Genomic DNA, 17029 nt, shown 5'->3' on the forward strand with positions numbered 1-17029 from the left:
CGTGGCCGACGGCGAGTGGGGTGACGCCGATCCCTGGGCGACGGGGAACGACGACGCCTACGCCTCCCTGCTCGCCCACGTCCGCACCGGCCCCCGAGGTCCGGTGCCGGTCGACCTCGACGCACTGGCGTGGGAGTGGGACACCTCCCGCGGCCACGTCCGTGCAGCGGCAGCCCGGCTCGAGGACCTCGGCATCCTGTCACGCGGGCAGGACGGCACGTGGCAGTACGAGGAGCTGTCCGACGCCGACCTGTCCGACGCGTTCGACTTCTGGGTCGCGCTCGTCGGTCCGGCACTTCGTGCCACGATCCCGGCACTCACCCCCGAACTGCGGGCCGAGCTCGATCGCCGGACCGCACGCGCCCGCACCGCCGCTGCACTCCGCCTGACGGAGTACCCGACGACGTTCTCGGCCGCCTGCCAGTTCTGGTTCGAGCACTCCCCGAACACCCTCGTGCGCGACCTCGGGCTGCGGGCGTTCGAACGGATGCGGTGGTCGCGTGTGCCGACGAGACCGTGGTCGGTCCACGAGGTCCGACCCTGGTTCGCTGCGATCACCCGAGCGGTGGACACCGGCGACCCGGCCGTGGCGACCGACGCGAGCGAGATCATCGACGGCCTGTTCGAGGTCCACCGACGGAACATCGGGATCCCCCGCACGGACCGACCGGCCGCCGACGCCACCGACCGCCGTGCGGGTGCGGTGCACCGTGCGCTGCTCCGCGACCTCCGCTCGAGGGCATTGCCCATCGGGTCGACGCACTCGCTCGAGGGCCTGGTGGTCCGGACGGGCGCCCCGTTCCCGGCGGTCCTCGAGGCAGTCCGATGGCTGCACGACCTGGGCCTGGTCGAGAGCGACGGGGATCGGTTCCGCGTCGTCGAACCATCGCTCGCGACCTGGCGGGACACGATGGAACTGCTCACCGGGGTCTTCACCCACGCGACCGTCCACGTGCTTCCCGGGCTCCACGGACCCGAGCTCGACGAGTTCCGACGACTGGTGGAACGAGCCCGCGCCGACGGCCAGGTCCGCGACCACCGGTACACGGAGAGCGCCTTCGCCGTCACCCGGTTCCTGTCCGAGCGGTCCGGCAACCGCTGGACGCGTGAGGCCCTGCGCCTCGTGATGGCGCGGCTTGCCTACGCGCTCCCCGAGGCTCCGGCGTTCCGGCAGTGGGACGCGGAGGCGCTCTGGCTCTCGCTGGACGGCGCCGCCGGCAGCGGGGACGTCGGGACCGCCCGGTTCGCTGCTCGTCTGTTCGTCGGCGTCGCACGGGCACACGTGGACGACGTCACGGCGCGGTGGGGCACGATGGGGGCATGACCGACGCGAGCGACGACGTCCTGATCCACGCCACCGGGGTCCGCGTCACGCGCTCCGGCCGCGACCTGCTGCACGACGTCGACCTGACCGTCCGACGCGGTGAGCACTGGGCACTGCTCGGGCCGAACGGCGCCGGCAAGTCCACGCTGCTCGCCGTCCTCGGCGCGATGGGACACCCCACCGCCGGCACCGTCGAGGTCCTCGGGCGCCGACTGGGTCGCGTCGACGTGCGCGAACTCCGCGAGCACATCGGACACGTCGATCCCCGCCACCGGATGCTCTCCCCGCTCACCGTGCTCGAGACGGTGCTCACCGGGCTGACCGGCACGACCGACCTCATGATGCGGTGGGAGCCCTCCGCCGAGCAGGTCGCCCTGGCCGAGCAGCACATCGCCGACGTCGGGCTGACCCCGCGACGGGACGCCCGGTGGCCGGTGCTGTCGCAGGGCGAGCGGGGTCGGGCCCTCATCGCCCGGGCCCTGATGTCCGAACCGCAACTGCTGCTGCTCGACGAGCCGGCGACGGGGCTCGACGTCGCCGCGCGGGAACACCTGCTCGAGACCGTCGACGCGCTCCGGCACCGGCACCCCGAACTCGGCAGCGTCATGGTGACGCACCACCTGGAGGACCTGCCGGCCTCGACGTCGCACGCGATGCTGCTCCGCGACGGCACCGCGGTGGCCCAGGGCACCTCGGACGAGGTCATCACGTCGTCGGCGGTCTCGCACGCCTTCGACTTCCCGCTCGCGATCCTGCGGGCCGAGGGCCGGTGGGCCGCGCGCCGATCCGCCTGACGCGTGCTTGAATGGCCGTTCAGTGTCCGCGGCCCGTGTCGGGGAGGGACCCGGCACCGCGCACCACGGTGTCATGCCGCGGACCGTCACCAGGGGAAACCATGACGAACACGCCGCCGCCCTACCCGGGGTCCGAGCCGCAGCCGAACGACGGGCAGCCCGACGCAGGCCAGCCGAACGACCAGCAGTACCCGCAGCAGCCCGCCGGGCAGGCGTACGCGCAGCAGCCTGCCGGGCAGGCGTACGCGCAGCAGCCGTACTCCGGCCAGCAGCAGGCCCAGCAGCCCTCCGCCCAGGCAGCCCCCGCCGGCGCGCCCTACGCACCCCCGCCCAAGGCATCCCGCGGCAAGCGCGTCCTGATCTCCGTGCTCGGCGTCGTCGTGGCCGTGGTGGTGGCGTTCCTCGTCCGCCAGGGCCTGAACGCAGCCTTCAGCGACTCCACCGAGGAGAAGGTGTCCAAGGCCGTCGAGCAGATCCGCGAGCAGAGCAACCTGCCCAAGCAGGTCGACTCCGTCACGACGTGGACCGCGATCGAGGCCGAGGGCTCCGCGATCCACTACGACTACACGGTCTCGACCGACGTCGACCCGGCCTCGATCACCGAGACGGTCATCCGCGACGCCGTCGGGCCGAACCTCTGCTCGAACAGCGAGACCAAGAAGCTCCTCGACGAGGACGTCGACATGCGGTACACCTACGCGTTCGAGGGCTCGTCGAAGACCGTCGACACGACGTTCACGAAGGCCGACTGCTCCTGAGCCCCGACGCCCGTCAGGCGGTCGCGGCCCCGACGCCCGTCAGGCGGTCGCGGCCCCGACGCCCGTCAGGCGGTCGCGGCGGCAGCAGCCTTCGCGGCCGCGGGCAGGGCGTCGAGGATCCGGCCGACCGCGCGGTCGTCGTGGGCGGCCGTGACGAACCAGGCCTCGAACACGCTCGGCGGCAGCGTCACCCCGGCGTCGAGCATCGCGTGGAAGAACGGCGCGTAGCGGAACACGTCCTGTGCCCGCACGTCGTCGTAGTTCCGAGGTGCCTGCTCGGTGAACGCGAACGAGAACAGGTTGCCGGCGTGCTGCACGGTGTGCGCGACGCCCTCGGCCGACAGCGCCTCGCTCGTGGCGGTCGCGATCGTCGAGGCCGTCCGGTCGAGGTGCTCGTACACATCGGCCGTCGCCGCACGGAGCGTGGCGGTCCCGGCGGCCACGGCCAGCGGGTTGCCGGACAGGGTTCCCGCCTGGTACACCGGCCCGAGCGGGGCGAGGAAGTCCATGACCTCGCGCCGACCACCGAGGGCGGCGAGGGGCATGCCACCGCCGATGACCTTGCCGAACGTGATGAGGTCGGGCTTCCAGCCGGCACCGTCGGGGACGACCTTGGACGCCTCGAGACCCCACCAGCCGGCGGCGCCGACGCGGAACCCGGTCAGGACCTCGTCGACGATGAGCAGCGCACCGTGCGACTGCACGATCTGCGCGAGTGCCCGGTTGAAGCCGCGCTCGGGTGCCAGGACGCCCATGTTCGCGGCGGCCGACTCGACGATGACGGCCGCGATGCGCTCGGAGTGCTCGTCGAACGCCCGGCGGACGGCGTCGAGGTCGTTGTACGGCAGCACGAGGGTCTGCGCGGCGGTCTCGGCGGTGATGCCCGCGCTGCCCGGCATGGCCAGGGTCGCGACGCCCGAGCCGGCCTCGGCCAGCAGGGAGTCCGAGTGCCCGTGGTAGTGCCCGGCGAACTTCACGAGCAGGTCGCGGCCGGTGTAGCCGCGGGCCAGCCGGATCGCGGTCATCGTGGCCTCGGTGCCGGTCGACACCATGCGGAGCTTCTCGATGGGGCCGTCGCCGTCCACCGACACCCGCTGCTTGACGAGTTCGGCCAGTTCGGTCTCGCCCGGGGTCGACGCCCCGAACGAGAGCCCGCGCGCAGCGGCCTGCTGCACGGCCTCGACCGTGCCGGGGTGCGCGTGCCCGAGGATCGCGGGGCCCCACGACGCGACGAGGTCGACGTACTCGCGACCCTCGGCGTCGGTGACGTAGGCGCCCTTCGCGGACACCAGGAACCGCGGGGTGCCGCCGACCGATCCGTAGGCGCGGACCGGGGAGTTCACGCCGCCGGGGATCGCGTTCTTGGCGCGGCCGAAGAGCTGGTCGTTCGTGGTCATTCGGGGGCCTTCCCGGTCGAGGCGATGCCGGCGACGTCCGCGGTGCTGCCGGAGGTGCGGAGGCCCGCTTCCTCGTTGAGCTTCCGCGCGATGTCCACGGCGAAGTAGGTGAGGATCGCGTCGGCACCGGCCCGCTTGATGCCGACGAGCGACTCCATGGCGGCGGCGTCGCGGTCGATCCACCCGTTCTGCGCTGCTGCGGTGATCATCGCGTACTCGCCGGAGATCTGGTACGCCCAGACCGGGACCGGCGAGGTGGCCGCGGTCTCGGCGAGCACGTCGAGGTAGCTCATCGCGGGCTTCACCATCACGATGTCGGCGCCCTCGTCGACGTCCAGCTCGACCTCGCGGAGGCCCTGGCGACCGTTCGCCGCGTCGATCTGGTAGGTGCGGCGGTCACCGACCAGCGACGACGACACGGCCTCGCGGAAGGGCCCGTAGAACGCCGAGGCGTACTTCGCCGCGTACGCGAGCAGCGCGGTGCCGCTGTGCCCGGCGCCGTCGAGCGCGTCACGTGCCGCGGCGATCTGGCCGTCCATCATCCCGCTCATGCAGACGAGCTCTGCGCCGGCCTCGGCCTGCGCGACCGCCATGTCGCGGTAGCGCAGCAGGGTGGCGTCGTTGTCGACGGAGCCGTCGGCGGCCAGCACACCGCAGTGTCCGTGGTCGGTGAACTCGTCGAGGCACAGGTCGGACTGCACCACGAGGGCATCCCCCACCTCCTGGCGAGCGACGCGGATCGCCACGTTGAGGATGCCGTCGGGGTCGGTGGCACCCGAGCCCTCGGCGTCCTTCGTGGTCGGGACGCCGAACAGGTTCACACCGCCGACCCCGACCTCCGCAGCCTCGACCAGCGCGCGGCGGAACGAGTCCAGGGAGTGCTGCTGCACGCCCGGCATGCTCGAGATGTCGACGGCGTCGGTCGCGCCCTCGCGGATGAACATCGGCAGCACGAGCTCGGCGGGGTGGAGCCGGGTCTCGGCCACGAGTCGTCGCATCGCGGGGGTGGCGCGGAGCCGACGGGGGCGGACCTGGGGGAAGCGTCCAGTCACGGGTGACCTTCCTGGTGGGGGGTGGTGGGGTTGAGTGCCTCGACGACGGCGTCGAGCAGGGCTTCTGCGGACCGGGTGCGCCCGACGGCGTGCACGGGCAGTCCGGCGGCACGGGCGTCGTCGGCGGTTCCGGGACCGATGCAGGCCACGACGGTGCGGGGGTCGAGCGGGGTCATCCGGCGGGCGATCTCGCGGGCGACGCTGCCGCTCGTCACGAGCACCGCTGCGGGCGCCGTGTCGAGGGTGATCGGCTCGTCGCCGGTCCCCACGGTACGGTACGCCACCACGTCGTCGACGTCGATGCCGCGGGCGCGGAGCCCGTCGACGAGTGTCGGTGCCGCGATCTCCGAGCGGGGGAACAGGACGGTGCCGTCGGTGTCCGGCAACTCCTGCACCAGGCCGGCGGCGGACGTCTCGTCCGGCACCAGGTCGACGACCCAGCCCGCGGCACGGGCGACACGGGCGGTCGGCTCGCCGACCGCGGCGACACGCACCCCGGCCGGGAGGCCCGCCACGCGTTCCGACAGGACCGTCACGGCCGTCGCACTGGTCACCACCACCCACGCGTAACCAGCCACAGGGGTTCGGTCACCGATGGAACGCGGTGATCCGTTCCTCCCGGCCGCACCGGAGGTGACCAGGCGGCGGACCGCAGCGTCGAGCGCGGAGGGGTCGGACGGCGGAGCGTCCGTGATGAGGGGGACGACGACGGGGGCGAGCCCGCGGGCCCGCGCCGCTTCGGCGACCCGGTCCCCCCACGCACCGCCGCGTGGGACGAGGACGACCGGGGGTCGCGCCTCGTCCGTCGCGGGGGTGGAGGGTTCCGTGGTGACCGCCTACTCCGACGGCGTCGCGAGGCCGGGACCCGCGGTGTGCGGCCCGTCCGTGGTGTCCTCGGCGACGGTGGTCGCCAGGTCGGCGAGGTCGGCTGCGCCGTTCTCGAGGAGCTCGGTCGCCACGCGGCCACCGACCGCGAGCGCCTCGTCGAGGCGGTCCTGCGCAGAGCCGTCGAGCACGGCAGCGTGCGATGCCGTCCGGTACTCGGTGCCGTCAGGGCGGTAGACGGTCGCGGAGACGAGCAGGAGCTCGGCGTCCACGACGGCCGTCGCACCGATCGGGGCGGAGCAGCCGGCCTCGAGCTTGGCGAGGACCTCGCGCTCGGCCGTCACCGTCAGGCGGGTGGGGGCGTGCTCGATCTTGCGGAGCGCGGCGAGCAACCCGCGGTCGGTCTCGTCCGTGCGGATCTCCACCGCGAGCGCACCCTGTCCGGGAGCACTCGGCCAGAAGCCGAGGTCGAGCAGTTCCGTCGCGGCCGACAGGCGGTCGATGCGGCCGAGGCCGGCGGCGGCGAGCACCACGGCGTCGAGGTCGTCGTCCACCCGGCCGAGGCGGGTGTCGATGTTGCCGCGGATGTCGACGACGTCGAGGTCCGGACGCGTCGCACGGAGCTGCGCCGCACGGCGGGGCGAACCGGTGCCGACCTTCGCGCCCTCGGGCAAGGTCTCGACGGTGGCGCCGTTCCGGGCGACGAGGACGTCACGGGCGTCCGCGCGCTTCGGCACGGCACCGATGGTCAGGCCCGGGTACGGAGCCGTCGGCAGGTCCTTGAGCGAGTGCACGAGCACGTCGACCTCACCGGCGACCAGTGCTTCACGGAGGGCGCTGGCGAAGACGCCGGTGCCGCCGAGCGAGGCCAGGGACGCACGGTTCGTGTCGCCCTCGCTGGTGACGGTGACGAGTTCGACGGGTCGGCCGGCCGCCTTCGCCAGCCGGTTGGCGACGTCCTGCGACTGCGCGACCGCGAGCCGGCTGGCACGGGTGCCGAGTCGGATCGGGGTCGGACCGTCGGGCGCCGTGGCGCTGGGGTCGTTCACGGTCGTGTCGGTCACGGAGCGACGCCCGCGGCGGCGGGCTTGAACCCCGCTCGCACGTTCTCGCAGCACCCCGGACGGCACACGTCGTACCAGGGGCCGATGTCGGTCATGTGCGGACGCTCGGCCTTCGGCGTGCCGTTGACCCGCTCGAGCACCAGGTCGACGAGACCGGACACGTAGGCCGGGTCGATGCCGGGGGTCTGCGTGCGGAGCGACCAGAAGCCGAGCTCACCGGCGGTCTCGGTGGCTTCCTCGTCGAGGTCCCACATGACCTCCATGTGGTCGCTGACGAAGCCGAGCGGGACGATCAGCACGGCACGGGTGGGTCCGCCCTTGAGGTCCTCGTTCATGTAGTCGTTGATGTCGGGCTCGAGCCACGGCTGCGTCGGGGGACCGGAGCGCGACTGGTAGACGAGCTTCCAGCCGGGCTTCGACGTGCCCCGCAGGTGTGCGTGCTCGGGCTGCTCGAGGAGCTCGGCCCAGGCCTGGTCGAGGACGACCTCGCCGACGGCGAGGTGCTGCGCCTCGTACGCGCCGTGCTCGTCGAACCCGCGGTAGTCGGGGCCGGACTTGGCGGCGTCGGTCGAGGGGATCGAGTGCGTCGAGAACAGCACCTGCAGCTCGGTCGCGACGTCGAGGCCCTCGTTCTCGGCGATCGCGCGGGCCATGCCGTCGCGGACGCCGTCGATGAACGGACGGACGAAGCCGGGGTGGTCGAAGAACTGGCGGATCTTGTCGATCTGGATCGTGTCGATCAGACCGGTCTCGTTGAGCACGCGGGCGTAGTCCTCGCGGTACTGCCGGCAGCTCGAGAACGACGAGTACGCGCTCGTGGCAATCGCGACGAGCTTGGTGTACCCCTTGTCGGCCGCCTCGGTGAAGGCCTCTTCGAGGTAGGGCGCCCAGTTGCGGTTGCCCCAGAGCACGGGCATGTCGATGCCGCGTGACGCCAGCTCGGCCTCGAGCGCGGCCTTGAGCGCACGGTTCTGCGCGTTGATCGGGCTCACGCCGCCGAAGTGACGGTAGTGGTGCGCCACTTCTTCAAGCCGCTCGTCCGGGATCCCGCGGCCACGCGTGACGTTCCGCAGGAAGGGGATGACGTCGTCCTGGCCCTCGGGGCCACCGAAGCCGGCGAGCAGGATCGCGTCGTAGGCGGTCGGGGTCTCGACGTGCTCGGGGCCGGACGCCGCCGCGGGGGTGGCGGCGAGGACCTGGCCGTTCGTGATCATGCTGGTGTCGGTCATGACAGCACCTCCGGGAGTTCGGCGGTCGTCACGCGACGACCCGTGAAGAAGGGGACCTCTTCGCGCACGTGCATGCGCGCTTCGGTGTAGCGGAGATCGCGCATCAGGTCGACGAGGTCGACGAGGTCCGGGCTCTCGAGCGGCAGGATCCACTCGTAGTCGCTCAGGGCGAAGGTCGCGATGGTGTTCGTGAGCACGCGGCGGTACTTCGCGCCGGCGATGCCGTGGTCGCGGAGCATCTTCGAGCGCTCCTCTTCCGGCAGCAGGTACCACTCGTAGGAGCGGACGAACGGGTACACCGTGATCCACGCCTCGGGGTCCTTGCCGCGCAGGAACGCGGGGGTGTGCCGCTTGTTGAACTCGGCCTCGCGGTGCATGGCCATGACGTGCCAGACCGGCTCGGCGTCCTGGAACAGCCCGGTGCGACGGACCTCGCGCAGCACGGCCTGGATGGCCTGCGCGTCGTCGCCGTGCAGCCAGACCATGACGTCGGCGTCGGCACGGAAGGCCGAGACGTCGTAGAAGCCACGGATCGTGACACCGCGCTCGGCGGCGCTGGCGATCACGGTGTCGAGTTCGGCCACGGCGTCGTCGCCGACGCGGTGGACCGGACCGAGGGGCCGGCGGAACACCGCCCAGAGGGCGTACGCCGTCAGGAGGTTCGGGTCGATCCCGGAGTCCGGGTGACCGGTCTCGGCGGGTTCCGTGTGGGGATGGTCGTGCGCGGGCACGGGCCCGGTGTTCGTGGGCGCGTCGGAGCTCATGGATCCATTGTCCTATCGGTTGCCAGGGTGTTGGCCGCCCCGCATCCGGTGGACCGCGCTCGGGCGGTCTACCGCCGTCGGAGCACCATCACGACGATACCCCCGACCACCGCCACGCCGGCTGCGAGACCGGCCAGGTAGGGCACCGGCTTCTCGTCGAGGCCGCGCTTGAACTTCGAGGCCGCGATCCCGATCTGCTTCGGGACGTTGAGCTTGTCCTCGATCGCGTCGAGGGTGTCGAACAACTGGGCTCGGGTCGCGGCGACGCGGGCAGCGAGATCGTCGTGCGGATCGGTCACGGTTCCTCCGTCGGTGGTGCGGCTGTCGAGGCTGTCGGCGCTCAGGAGCGGCCGTCGACGTCCGGCTTGCGGCTGCCGTACTGCGTCGGCGGGGTCGGCTTCTTGCCGAGGCCCTTGACCGCGTTGATGTCGTTCTTCACGCTGTCGATCGTGCGCTTCGGCGTGATCGGCAGGCCCTTCTTCAGCCGCTTCCAGCCGATCAGCCCGAGGATCGCGGCGATGATGAGCATGACGACGGCGACCACCAGGGCGGCCAGCCACGCGGGCATCACGGTCGCGAGACCCATCACGGCTGCGGTCAGCAGGACGCCGATCGCGTAGAGCACGACGACGAGCGCCCCGACCAGCAGGCCGGCTGCCAGGCCGAAGATCTTCGCCTTCGCGAGCATCTCGGCCTTGAGCAGGTCGATCTCGCCCTTGACCAGGCCCTTGACGAGCTTCGGGACGTCACCGACCAGGCCGAACAGCGAACGCGACTTGCGATCGCGGGTGTCCGTCATGAGGTGGTGGTGTCCTTCTTCTGGCCGACCTTGCGGACGGCCTTCTTGGTCGTCTCACCGATGAACTCGGCGACGTCCGGCGTCTTGTCGGCGATGAAGTCCTCGGCGACGTGCACGCCCTTCTGGACGCCGTTGCTGTTCCAGACCTTGCCGCTGACGGTCTTGATCTGCTCGTACCGCGCCCGTCCGGCTCGCGATCCCAGGACGTACCCGAGTGCGGCGCCGGCGACGAACAGGAGCTTTCCGCGCATGTGCGATTCCTCCGTGCATTGGTTGTGCGGTGGTCATGCACCGAACGGAATACGTCCGGCGGTCTCACCAACAGTAGCCCTCGGACGCTGCGCGGTCCGCTCAGGATCCGAGGATCTGCCCGGCTGCCGTCCGAGCGGCCGCGATGATGCCCGCCAAGCCCCGTCCCGTGGAGGCTTCTCCGATCCCGACGACACCCTCGGCGAGCCCCGCGGCGGCGAGGTCCGGTCCGTACCACCCGACGCGCGCGGCGCCGCTGACGCGGTCGGCCGTGATCGGCACACCGAGCAGGGTCGAGGCATCCTGCAGCGCGCGGGACCCGACGGGGTCGGTCGGGTCGACCGGGAGGCTCGTGGCGACGCCCGCCGGGTCGGTCGCGGTGGTCGCGTAACTGAGTCGCAGGACGTGGCGTCCGTCCGTCACGGCGGCCAGCCACGGCCACTTCACCGTTGCGTGCGTGAGGGCCTTCGCCGACACCGCCTGCGCGTCCGGGTGCACGAGCATCCCGGTGCCACGTGGGGCGGCGTCGAGCTCGGGCTGGTCGACGACGAGGGTGACGAGCTGGATGCCGGTCCGGTCGGGGGCGGCGGTGCGCTCCGGGTCGGCGACGGAGGACAGGGTGTGCTGGGCCGGTAGCCGTTCGGTCGTGCCGTCGGCGCTGACGATCTCGACCGCGTGCGCCTCGATCCGGGTCGCCCGGCTGTGCAGCCGGACGTCCACCCCGTAGGTCTCCAGGTCGGCGACGAGCTCGTCCACCAGGCGCACCGTGCCACCCCGGATCCCCTGCACCGGGGTGCCGGCGGCCGCACGAGCCCGCAGCGACAGGACGGCCCGGGCGAGTGAGCCCTCGCGCAGCAGTGCGGCGCGCAGGCCCGGAGCCACCCGGTCGGGGTCGAGCTGGTCGGGGTGGGTGGAGTGCACGCCCCCGGCGATCGGCACCACGAGGTCGTCGAGCACCCGCTCCCCCATGCGCCGCCGGACGAGTTCGCCGAGCGACGTGGCCTTGGCGCCGACCGGCCCCGGCAGCAGCGAGTCCATCTGGGCGCGGAGTCCGCCCTTCTGGCCCACGACGGCGAGGACGTCCGCCGCCATCGGGGTGCTCGGGATGCCGAGGAGCCCGGTCGCCGGGATCGGGGAGGTCCGGCCGTCGCGGGTCATCAGCCAGGCGCCGCGGGGGTCGGGGGCGACGACGTCGTTGCCGAGGCCGAGCTCGATCGCCAGACGGCCGACGGCGTCCGTGCGGGTGGCGAAGGAGTCCGCCGCCATGTCGAGGTCGATCCCGCCGACGGTGTGCCGACGGACCATGCCCCCGAGCTCGCCCGAGGACTCGACGAGCACCACGTGGGCGCCGCCCTTCGCGAGGTCACGGGCGGTGACGAGCCCGGCGACACCACCGCCGACCACGACGACGTCGGTCACGCGCCGGCTCCGTCCTGCGCTGCAGCGTCGTCCGCTCGGCCGTCGCCGAGCGAGTGGACCAGCTCGACCACGCGGGTCAGGACGTCCGGGTCGGTCTCGGGCGGGACGCCGTGGCCGAGGTTCACGACGTGGGCCCGTGCAGCACCGCCCCGACGGACGACGTCGCGGACGTGCGCTTCGAGGACATCCCACGGCGCCGAGAGCATCGCCGGGTCGATGTTGCCCTGCACGCTGACGCCGGTGCCGACGCGCTGGACCGCCTGGTCGAGGGGCAGGCGCCAGTCGACCCCGACCGCGTCGACGCCGACGGTGTCCGTGCCGAAGGTCGTCATGTCGGCGAGGACCTCGCCGCTGCCGACGCCGAAGTGGATGCGCGGGACCCCGAGCTCGGCGACGTGCGACATCGCCTGGGCGGAGTGTGGTGCGACGTAGCGGACGTAGTCGGCGCGGGAGAGCGACCCGACCCACGAGTCGAAGAGCTGCGCGGCCGAGGCCCCGGCGAGCACCTGGGCCCGGAGGAACATCCCGGACACCTCGGCGGCCCAGGCGAGCAGCCGCGACCAGGTCTCGGGGTCGGCGTGCATGAGCGTGCGGGCCCGGATGTGGTCCTTCGACGGGCCGCCCTCGACCAGGTAGGCGGCAAGGGTGAACGGTGCCCCCGCGAAGCCGATCAGCGGGGTGTCACCGAGCTGCTCGACCGTGCGCCGGACGGCCTGCTCGATGGGGGCGAGGGCCGCGGGGTCGAGCTGCTCGAGGGCGTCGACGTCGGCGGGGGTGCGGATCGGCGACGAGAGCACCGGGCCACGGCCGGGGACGATCTCGACGTCCACGCCCGCGAGCTTGATCGGCACGACGATGTCGCTGAAGAAGATGCCCGCGTCGACGGCGTGCCGGCGCACCGGCTGCAGGGTGATCTCCGACGCCATCTCCGGGTCGAGGCACGCGTCGAGCATGGCTGTGCCGATCCGAAGCTCCCGGTACTCGGGCAGGGAGCGACCGGCCTGCCGCATGAACCACACCGGGAGCGTCTCCGGACGGTCACCCCGCAGGGCCCGTACCAGGCGGGAACCACTCGTCCGCCCTGATGCCAGGGGGTGGGAGTCGGGGAGGGATGTGGTCGTCGCTTCGGTCACCGGATGATTCTCCCATCGAGCGCGTTACCATTGACTACGTGCTCATCTGTCTCACGGCGTCGCATCGCAACGCCAGCTTCGATCTCCTGGAGCGACTGAGCATCGGTGCACCCGCGGCAGCCAGCCGACTCGTCACGGATGCCGGCGTCCTGGACGGTGCAGTGGTCCTCGCGACCTGCAACCGGTTCGAGGCGTACCTCGACATCGCGGGCGACGAGAGCGACTCCGCCGTCTCCGCCACCGTGCAGGCCGTGGCCGCCGCGAGCGACCTGGACGCCACCGAGGTCCTCGAATCCGTCAACGTGCTCGGCGGCAAGGACGTCGTGCAGCACCTGTTCGCCGTGTCGAGCGGTCTCGAGTCCGTCGTCGTCGGCGAGACGGAGATCTCCGGCCAGGTCCGTCGCTCGCTCGAGGACGCCCGATCGAACGGCACCACCACCTCGGACCTCGAGCGCCTGTTCCAGGAGGCCGCGCACACCTCCCGCGGCGTCAAGACCCACACCCGCATCGGCGCCGCCGGTCGGTCACTCGTGCGCCTCGGCCTCGAACTGGCGTCGTCCCGCGTCACCGACTGGGCCCGCACCCGCGTGCTGCTCGTCGGCACCGGCAGCTACGCCGCCACCACGATCGCCGCCCTGCGCGACCGCGGCGCCACGAACATCCAGGTCTTCTCGCCCTCGGGCCGGGCGCCCTGGTTCGCCGCCAAGCACGACCTCGTCGCCGCCCGTGACCTGCGCCAGGCCATCGGCGAGAGCGACGTCCTGATCACCTGCACCTCGAGCGAGGTCCCGGTCGTCGCACCGGCCGACCTCGACGACGGGGTCCGCCGCATCGTCATCGACCTCGGGCTCCCCCGCAACGTCGACCCCGCGGCGGCCGGTGTCGACGGCGTCGAGCTGCTCGACCTCGAGACCATCAGCATCCACGCCCCGATCTCCGAGCTCAATGCCGAGTCCGAGGCCCGCGCGATGGTCGACGACGCCGTGTCCCGGTTCCGCGCGCAGGCGATGGAGCAGTCGACGACGCCGGCGCTCGTGGCGTTCCGCAAGCACGTCTTCGACATCCTCGACGACGAGATCGAGCGGGCCAAGCGCCGCGCGGATGCCGACGGCGAGTCCGTCGAGCACACCGAGCGAGCCCTCCGGCACCTGGTCGGCGTCCTGCTGCACCGCCCCTCGGTGCGCGCCCGTGAGCTCGGTCGCGCCGGTCGCGGCGAGGAGTTCGTCGGGGCCATCGACTCCCTGTACGGCGTCCGCCCCGAGGCCGAAGCGGAGCTGCCGGCGCCCGTCGTCCCGCTGGCCGACCGCACGGCACTGGACCCGACCGCCTCGGATCGCGACGACCAGGCGGACGCGAGCTGAGCCTCCAGGCCGCTCCGCAACCACCCACGCTGCGCGTGAGTGCGCTGCTGCTGGTGCGTGACCGACGTGTCCTGATGGTGCGCGCGCGGGCGCGCGACGTGCTCTACCTGCCCGGGGGCAAGGCGGAGCCGCACGAGACCGACGTCGAAGCGGCCGTCCGCGAGGCGTACGAGGAGACCGGCCTGCAGCTCGCCGCAGCCGACGTCGACCCGTTCGGCGTCGTGCTCGAGCCCGCCCACGGGCAGGCTCCGGGGACCATGGTCGCGATGACGCTGTTCCTGGTCCGGCCTGGAGGCCCGCTGGACTCCGCCACGCCCGTCGCCTCGGCGGAGGTGGACGAAGTGGAGTGGGTCACCTCGGCCGACGCGGACCGCTGCCCACCTGCAGGCGTGGAGACGCTCCGCCGCCTGGTGGCGGCGGAGCTCATCGACTGACCGTCAGGCTCGCGGCGGAGCTGCCGGCACGTGCCTGGTCGGCGGCACAACGCCGGTGTCACCGGCAGGAGAGGCGAGACGGCGTTCCAGCAGTGCCAGCGCGCCGATCACGGCGTCTGCCTCGAAGACACGGTTCCGCCGTCCCGCCGATCGTTGTGTCAGGACGCCACGCTCGACGAGGACCCCCAAGGCCGTGTTCGCGGCCTGCTCGCTCCGGCCCGTCGCGGCGGCGAACGTCTGCGCGGTGAGCACGGGCATACGGGGCGCGAGTTCGAGCGCCGACCACGCAGCGGAGTCAGAGCGGACTCCGACGAGCGCAGATCGCCAGGACTCCTTGATCCGGACGAGCTCGTGCTCGAACTGCGCCATCCGGTCCACGACCTCGGCCATCGCCTCGGCGAAGAGCCGGACGAACTGCCCGACGGCCCGCTGCGCTGGCTCCGATGACGGCGGCTCGGTGGAGCGGAACCGCTGGAGCCCCGCTTCGTAGTCGACAGCACGGGTCGCCAGGACCAGGGACACCGGTGGAGACGACTCGACGGTCAGACCCCGTGACCGCAGGACAGCGTGGATCAGTGCGCGTCCGATGCGACCGTTGCCGTCGGCGAACGGGTGGATCGTCTCGAACTGCGCGTGTGCGACGGCGGCGATGGCGATCGTCGGCAGCGTGCTCGAGTTCACGAACGCCAACAGGTCGTCGAGGAGTCCTGGCACCCGCTCCGGCACGGGAGGGACGAACACCGCTGCGGCAGGCGTCGGTCCGCCGATCCAGTTCTGCACCGCTCGGACCGTGCCCCCGACCTCGGGGGTCGCCGAGGCCTCCATCAGCCGCCGGTGCGCCTCGAGGAGCAGGTCGAGGGTCACCGGGGAACCCGGACCGACCGACTCGGTGAGGAAGGTCATCGCGTCGATGTTGCCGAGGACCTCGGTTGCGGTGCTCCACTGCCCGAGCGGGCTCCGTCCGCGCGCCTCTTCTTCGAGCAGCTTCCGCGGGGAGACCTCGAGGCCCTCGATCATCGACGACCCGACCGCTTCGGCTCGGAGGAGCATCCGGCCCAGTGCGTCTCCGCTGCCGAGCAGCGTAGATCTCGTCTCGGCTTCCGTCACCGCAGCGGTGGCCTCGAGCACGGCCGCTTGTTCGGTCGGTCCGAGATCGACCGTTCGGCCCTGCAGCGGATCCGGCACGTAGGCGTCGAAGACCATCGGCATCCGGAAGGCGCGTGTCGCGGCTGCCGGGTCGCCCGTGCGGCGGATCGTCTCGTACGAAGCCATACATGGATCATCCCATGATCAAGGATGACTGCCTATCCTTGATCATGGGACGCGTTCCACTCGGGTTCGTCAGACCTTGTCGGTGTCGGTGTACTCCCCGACCTCGCCGTTCTGGGCCGGCTCGGCCTCGCCGGGGATGTCCGAGTCGACGTACTCACCGTCGGGTCCGGCTCCGTCGGGACGGGTCTCGCCGGGGATGTCGCTCGAGACGAACTCGCCGACCGGCTCCGTCGACTCGACGTGCTCCTCGCCCGGGATCTCGCTGTCCGTGAAGGCTCCGGCGCGGGGCTCGACCCCGTCCGCACGTCCCTCGTCGCCTCGTGCCTGTTCGTGCTTGCCCGTCATGTCCGACCTCCGCTGCTCGGGTTGCTTGCCTCGGAGTGTGCCCGCGGTCCCTGGACGCCGACCGAACCGGATGCGGCGTTCGGTGGTTGCCTGTGCACCATGCAACGCAGCAGCCGATCGAAGTTCCTGCTCGTCGTGACCGGGCTCGTCGCCGTCGGGACGCTGGCGGGGTGCGCCTCGGACGGGCAGCCCGCCGCCACCGAGACCGTCACGGCGCCCGCGCCGTCGCCGTCCGCGTCGGCGTCCACACCGCAGTCGTCGGAGGAGTCCGCCTCGGCCGCACCGTCGGACGGGTCCGGTTCTGGGTCGTCCGCCGGATCCGGTGCCACTGGCCAGGCTTCCGGCGACCGGTGCGCGGTGTCGTCGCTCGCCGGACGCATCGAGGCGGGCAGCGGTGGCGCCGCCGGCAGCGTCGTCGTGCACCTGGTGCTCGAGAACACTGGTTCGACGACCTGCACCGTGCAGGGGTGGCCGGGCGTCTCGTTCGTCGGGGGCGGGAACGGCGAGCAGATCGGTGCGGCGGCCGTGGCGGAGAAGAGCTCGCCACACCCCACCGTGACGCTGGCGCCCGGCAAGACCGCCGTCGCTCCGCTCAAGATCGTCCGGGCCGAGAACTACTCGGCGGGCGACTGCTCGCCGCAGACCCCGGACGGCTTCCGCGTGTACCCGCCCGGGTCGAAGCAGTCCCTGTTCGTGAAGGACACCGACTTCCAGGCGTGCGCGTCTGCCGATGCCTCGCTGCTGTCGGTGCAGGCGTTCGTGCCGGAGGGGCAGGCGACCTCGTAGCGGTCGGACGTTCGACGACGGTTG

19 protein-coding genes are annotated in these 17029 nt (G+C 72.2%); 6 read left to right on the forward strand and 13 right to left on the reverse strand.

Annotated elements, in window-relative coordinates; genetic code table 11:
• Window position 1: 1 nt before the first annotated feature.
• From KK097_RS03660 to KK097_RS03670, 3 genes are all read left to right on the forward strand, one after another.
• Window positions 2-1324, forward strand: a complete 1323-nt coding sequence (locus KK097_RS03660) for a hypothetical protein (protein WP_214543740.1) — start codon at window positions 2-4, stop codon at window positions 1322-1324.
• On the forward strand, window positions 1321-2118 hold the full coding sequence (locus KK097_RS03665) for an ABC transporter ATP-binding protein (protein WP_214531301.1): 798 nt from the start codon (window positions 1321-1323) through the stop codon (window positions 2116-2118). The genes KK097_RS03660 and KK097_RS03665 overlap by 4 nt, the downstream gene beginning before the upstream one ends.
• A gap of 101 nt (window positions 2119-2219) precedes the next feature.
• Window positions 2220-2876: a hypothetical protein gene (locus KK097_RS03670; RefSeq protein ID WP_214543741.1), complete on the forward strand. Its 657-nt coding sequence runs from the start codon at window positions 2220-2222 to the stop codon at window positions 2874-2876.
• A 65-nt stretch (window positions 2877-2941) separates the two neighbouring features.
• Here KK097_RS03670 and hemL read toward each other — a convergent pair whose 3' ends face one another.
• The 11 genes from hemL to hemE form a co-directional block, all read right to left on the reverse strand.
• Window positions 2942-4273 carry a glutamate-1-semialdehyde 2,1-aminomutase gene (gene hemL, locus KK097_RS03675; protein WP_214543742.1) on the reverse strand — a complete coding sequence of 444 codons (1332 nt, stop codon included), beginning with the start codon at window positions 4271-4273 and terminating at the stop codon, window positions 2942-2944.
• Entirely contained in the window at window positions 4270-5325 is a 1056-nt protein-coding gene (hemB, locus tag KK097_RS03680; protein ID WP_307858396.1) for a porphobilinogen synthase, read from the reverse strand. Before hemB ends, hemL begins: the two co-directional genes overlap by 4 nt.
• On the reverse strand, window positions 5322-5903 hold the full coding sequence (locus KK097_RS03685) for a uroporphyrinogen-III synthase (RefSeq protein ID WP_307858395.1): 582 nt from the start codon (window positions 5901-5903) through the stop codon (window positions 5322-5324). Before KK097_RS03685 ends, hemB begins: the two co-directional genes overlap by 4 nt.
• Window positions 5904-6161: 258 nt before the next feature.
• A complete protein-coding gene (gene hemC, locus KK097_RS03690; protein ID WP_307858394.1) occupies window positions 6162-7214 on the reverse strand; it encodes a hydroxymethylbilane synthase in 1053 nt (350 codons plus the stop codon).
• A complete protein-coding gene (locus KK097_RS03695; RefSeq protein ID WP_214543743.1) occupies window positions 7211-8443 on the reverse strand; it encodes a ferrochelatase in 1233 nt (410 codons plus the stop codon). The genes hemC and KK097_RS03695 overlap by 4 nt, the downstream gene beginning before the upstream one ends.
• Complete coding sequence (gene hemQ, locus KK097_RS03700) at window positions 8440-9207, reverse strand: hydrogen peroxide-dependent heme synthase (protein ID WP_250896420.1); 768 nt, start codon at window positions 9205-9207, stop codon at window positions 8440-8442. Before hemQ ends, KK097_RS03695 begins: the two co-directional genes overlap by 4 nt.
• Window positions 9208-9275: 68 nt before the next feature.
• On the reverse strand, window positions 9276-9506 hold the full coding sequence (locus KK097_RS03705) for a DUF3618 domain-containing protein (RefSeq protein ID WP_027467026.1): 231 nt from the start codon (window positions 9504-9506) through the stop codon (window positions 9276-9278).
• 41 nt (window positions 9507-9547) lie between these two features.
• Complete coding sequence (locus KK097_RS03710) at window positions 9548-10006, reverse strand: phage holin family protein (RefSeq protein ID WP_214531306.1); 459 nt, start codon at window positions 10004-10006, stop codon at window positions 9548-9550.
• On the reverse strand, window positions 10003-10257 hold the full coding sequence (locus tag KK097_RS03715; protein ID WP_017887727.1) for a hypothetical protein: 255 nt from the start codon (window positions 10255-10257) through the stop codon (window positions 10003-10005). The genes KK097_RS03710 and KK097_RS03715 overlap by 4 nt, the downstream gene beginning before the upstream one ends.
• 100 nt (window positions 10258-10357) lie before the next feature.
• Window positions 10358-11674 carry a protoporphyrinogen/coproporphyrinogen oxidase gene (locus tag KK097_RS03720; protein ID WP_307858393.1) on the reverse strand — a complete coding sequence of 439 codons (1317 nt, stop codon included), beginning with the start codon at window positions 11672-11674 and terminating at the stop codon, window positions 10358-10360.
• The gene (gene hemE / locus KK097_RS03725; protein WP_214543744.1) at window positions 11671-12807 is read right to left on the reverse strand and encodes a uroporphyrinogen decarboxylase; all 1137 of its coding nucleotides are present in this window, start codon (window positions 12805-12807) and stop codon (window positions 11671-11673) included. The genes KK097_RS03720 and hemE overlap by 4 nt, the downstream gene beginning before the upstream one ends.
• Window positions 12808-12845: 38 nt before the next feature.
• Between hemE and KK097_RS03730 the strand changes: the two genes are divergently transcribed.
• Window positions 12846-14168, forward strand: coding sequence for a glutamyl-tRNA reductase (locus tag KK097_RS03730; RefSeq protein ID WP_214543745.1), 1323 nt, complete (start codon window positions 12846-12848; stop codon window positions 14166-14168).
• Window positions 14169-14203: 35 nt separating this feature from the next.
• Window positions 14204-14602 (forward strand): NUDIX hydrolase, encoded by a 399-nt coding sequence (locus KK097_RS03735; RefSeq protein ID WP_214543746.1) that lies wholly within the window; start codon window positions 14204-14206, stop codon window positions 14600-14602.
• Between the two features lie 3 nt (window positions 14603-14605).
• Here KK097_RS03735 and KK097_RS03740 read toward each other — a convergent pair whose 3' ends face one another.
• Window positions 14606-15874, reverse strand: coding sequence for a Fic family protein (locus tag KK097_RS03740; protein WP_206647597.1), 1269 nt, complete (start codon window positions 15872-15874; stop codon window positions 14606-14608).
• 69 nt (window positions 15875-15943) lie between these two features.
• Window positions 15944-16219 (reverse strand): hypothetical protein, encoded by a 276-nt coding sequence (locus KK097_RS03745; protein WP_214543747.1) that lies wholly within the window; start codon window positions 16217-16219, stop codon window positions 15944-15946.
• Window positions 16220-16318: 99 nt separating this feature from the next.
• Here KK097_RS03745 and KK097_RS03750 point away from each other — a divergent pair, with 99 nt between their 5' ends.
• A complete protein-coding gene (locus KK097_RS03750; protein ID WP_214543748.1) occupies window positions 16319-17005 on the forward strand; it encodes a DUF4232 domain-containing protein in 687 nt (228 codons plus the stop codon).
• Window positions 17006-17029: the final 24 nt, after the last annotated feature.

It is taken from the genome of Curtobacterium flaccumfaciens (assembly GCF_018598405.1).
Classification (GTDB): domain Bacteria; phylum Actinomycetota; class Actinomycetes; order Actinomycetales; family Microbacteriaceae; genus Curtobacterium; species Curtobacterium aurantiacum.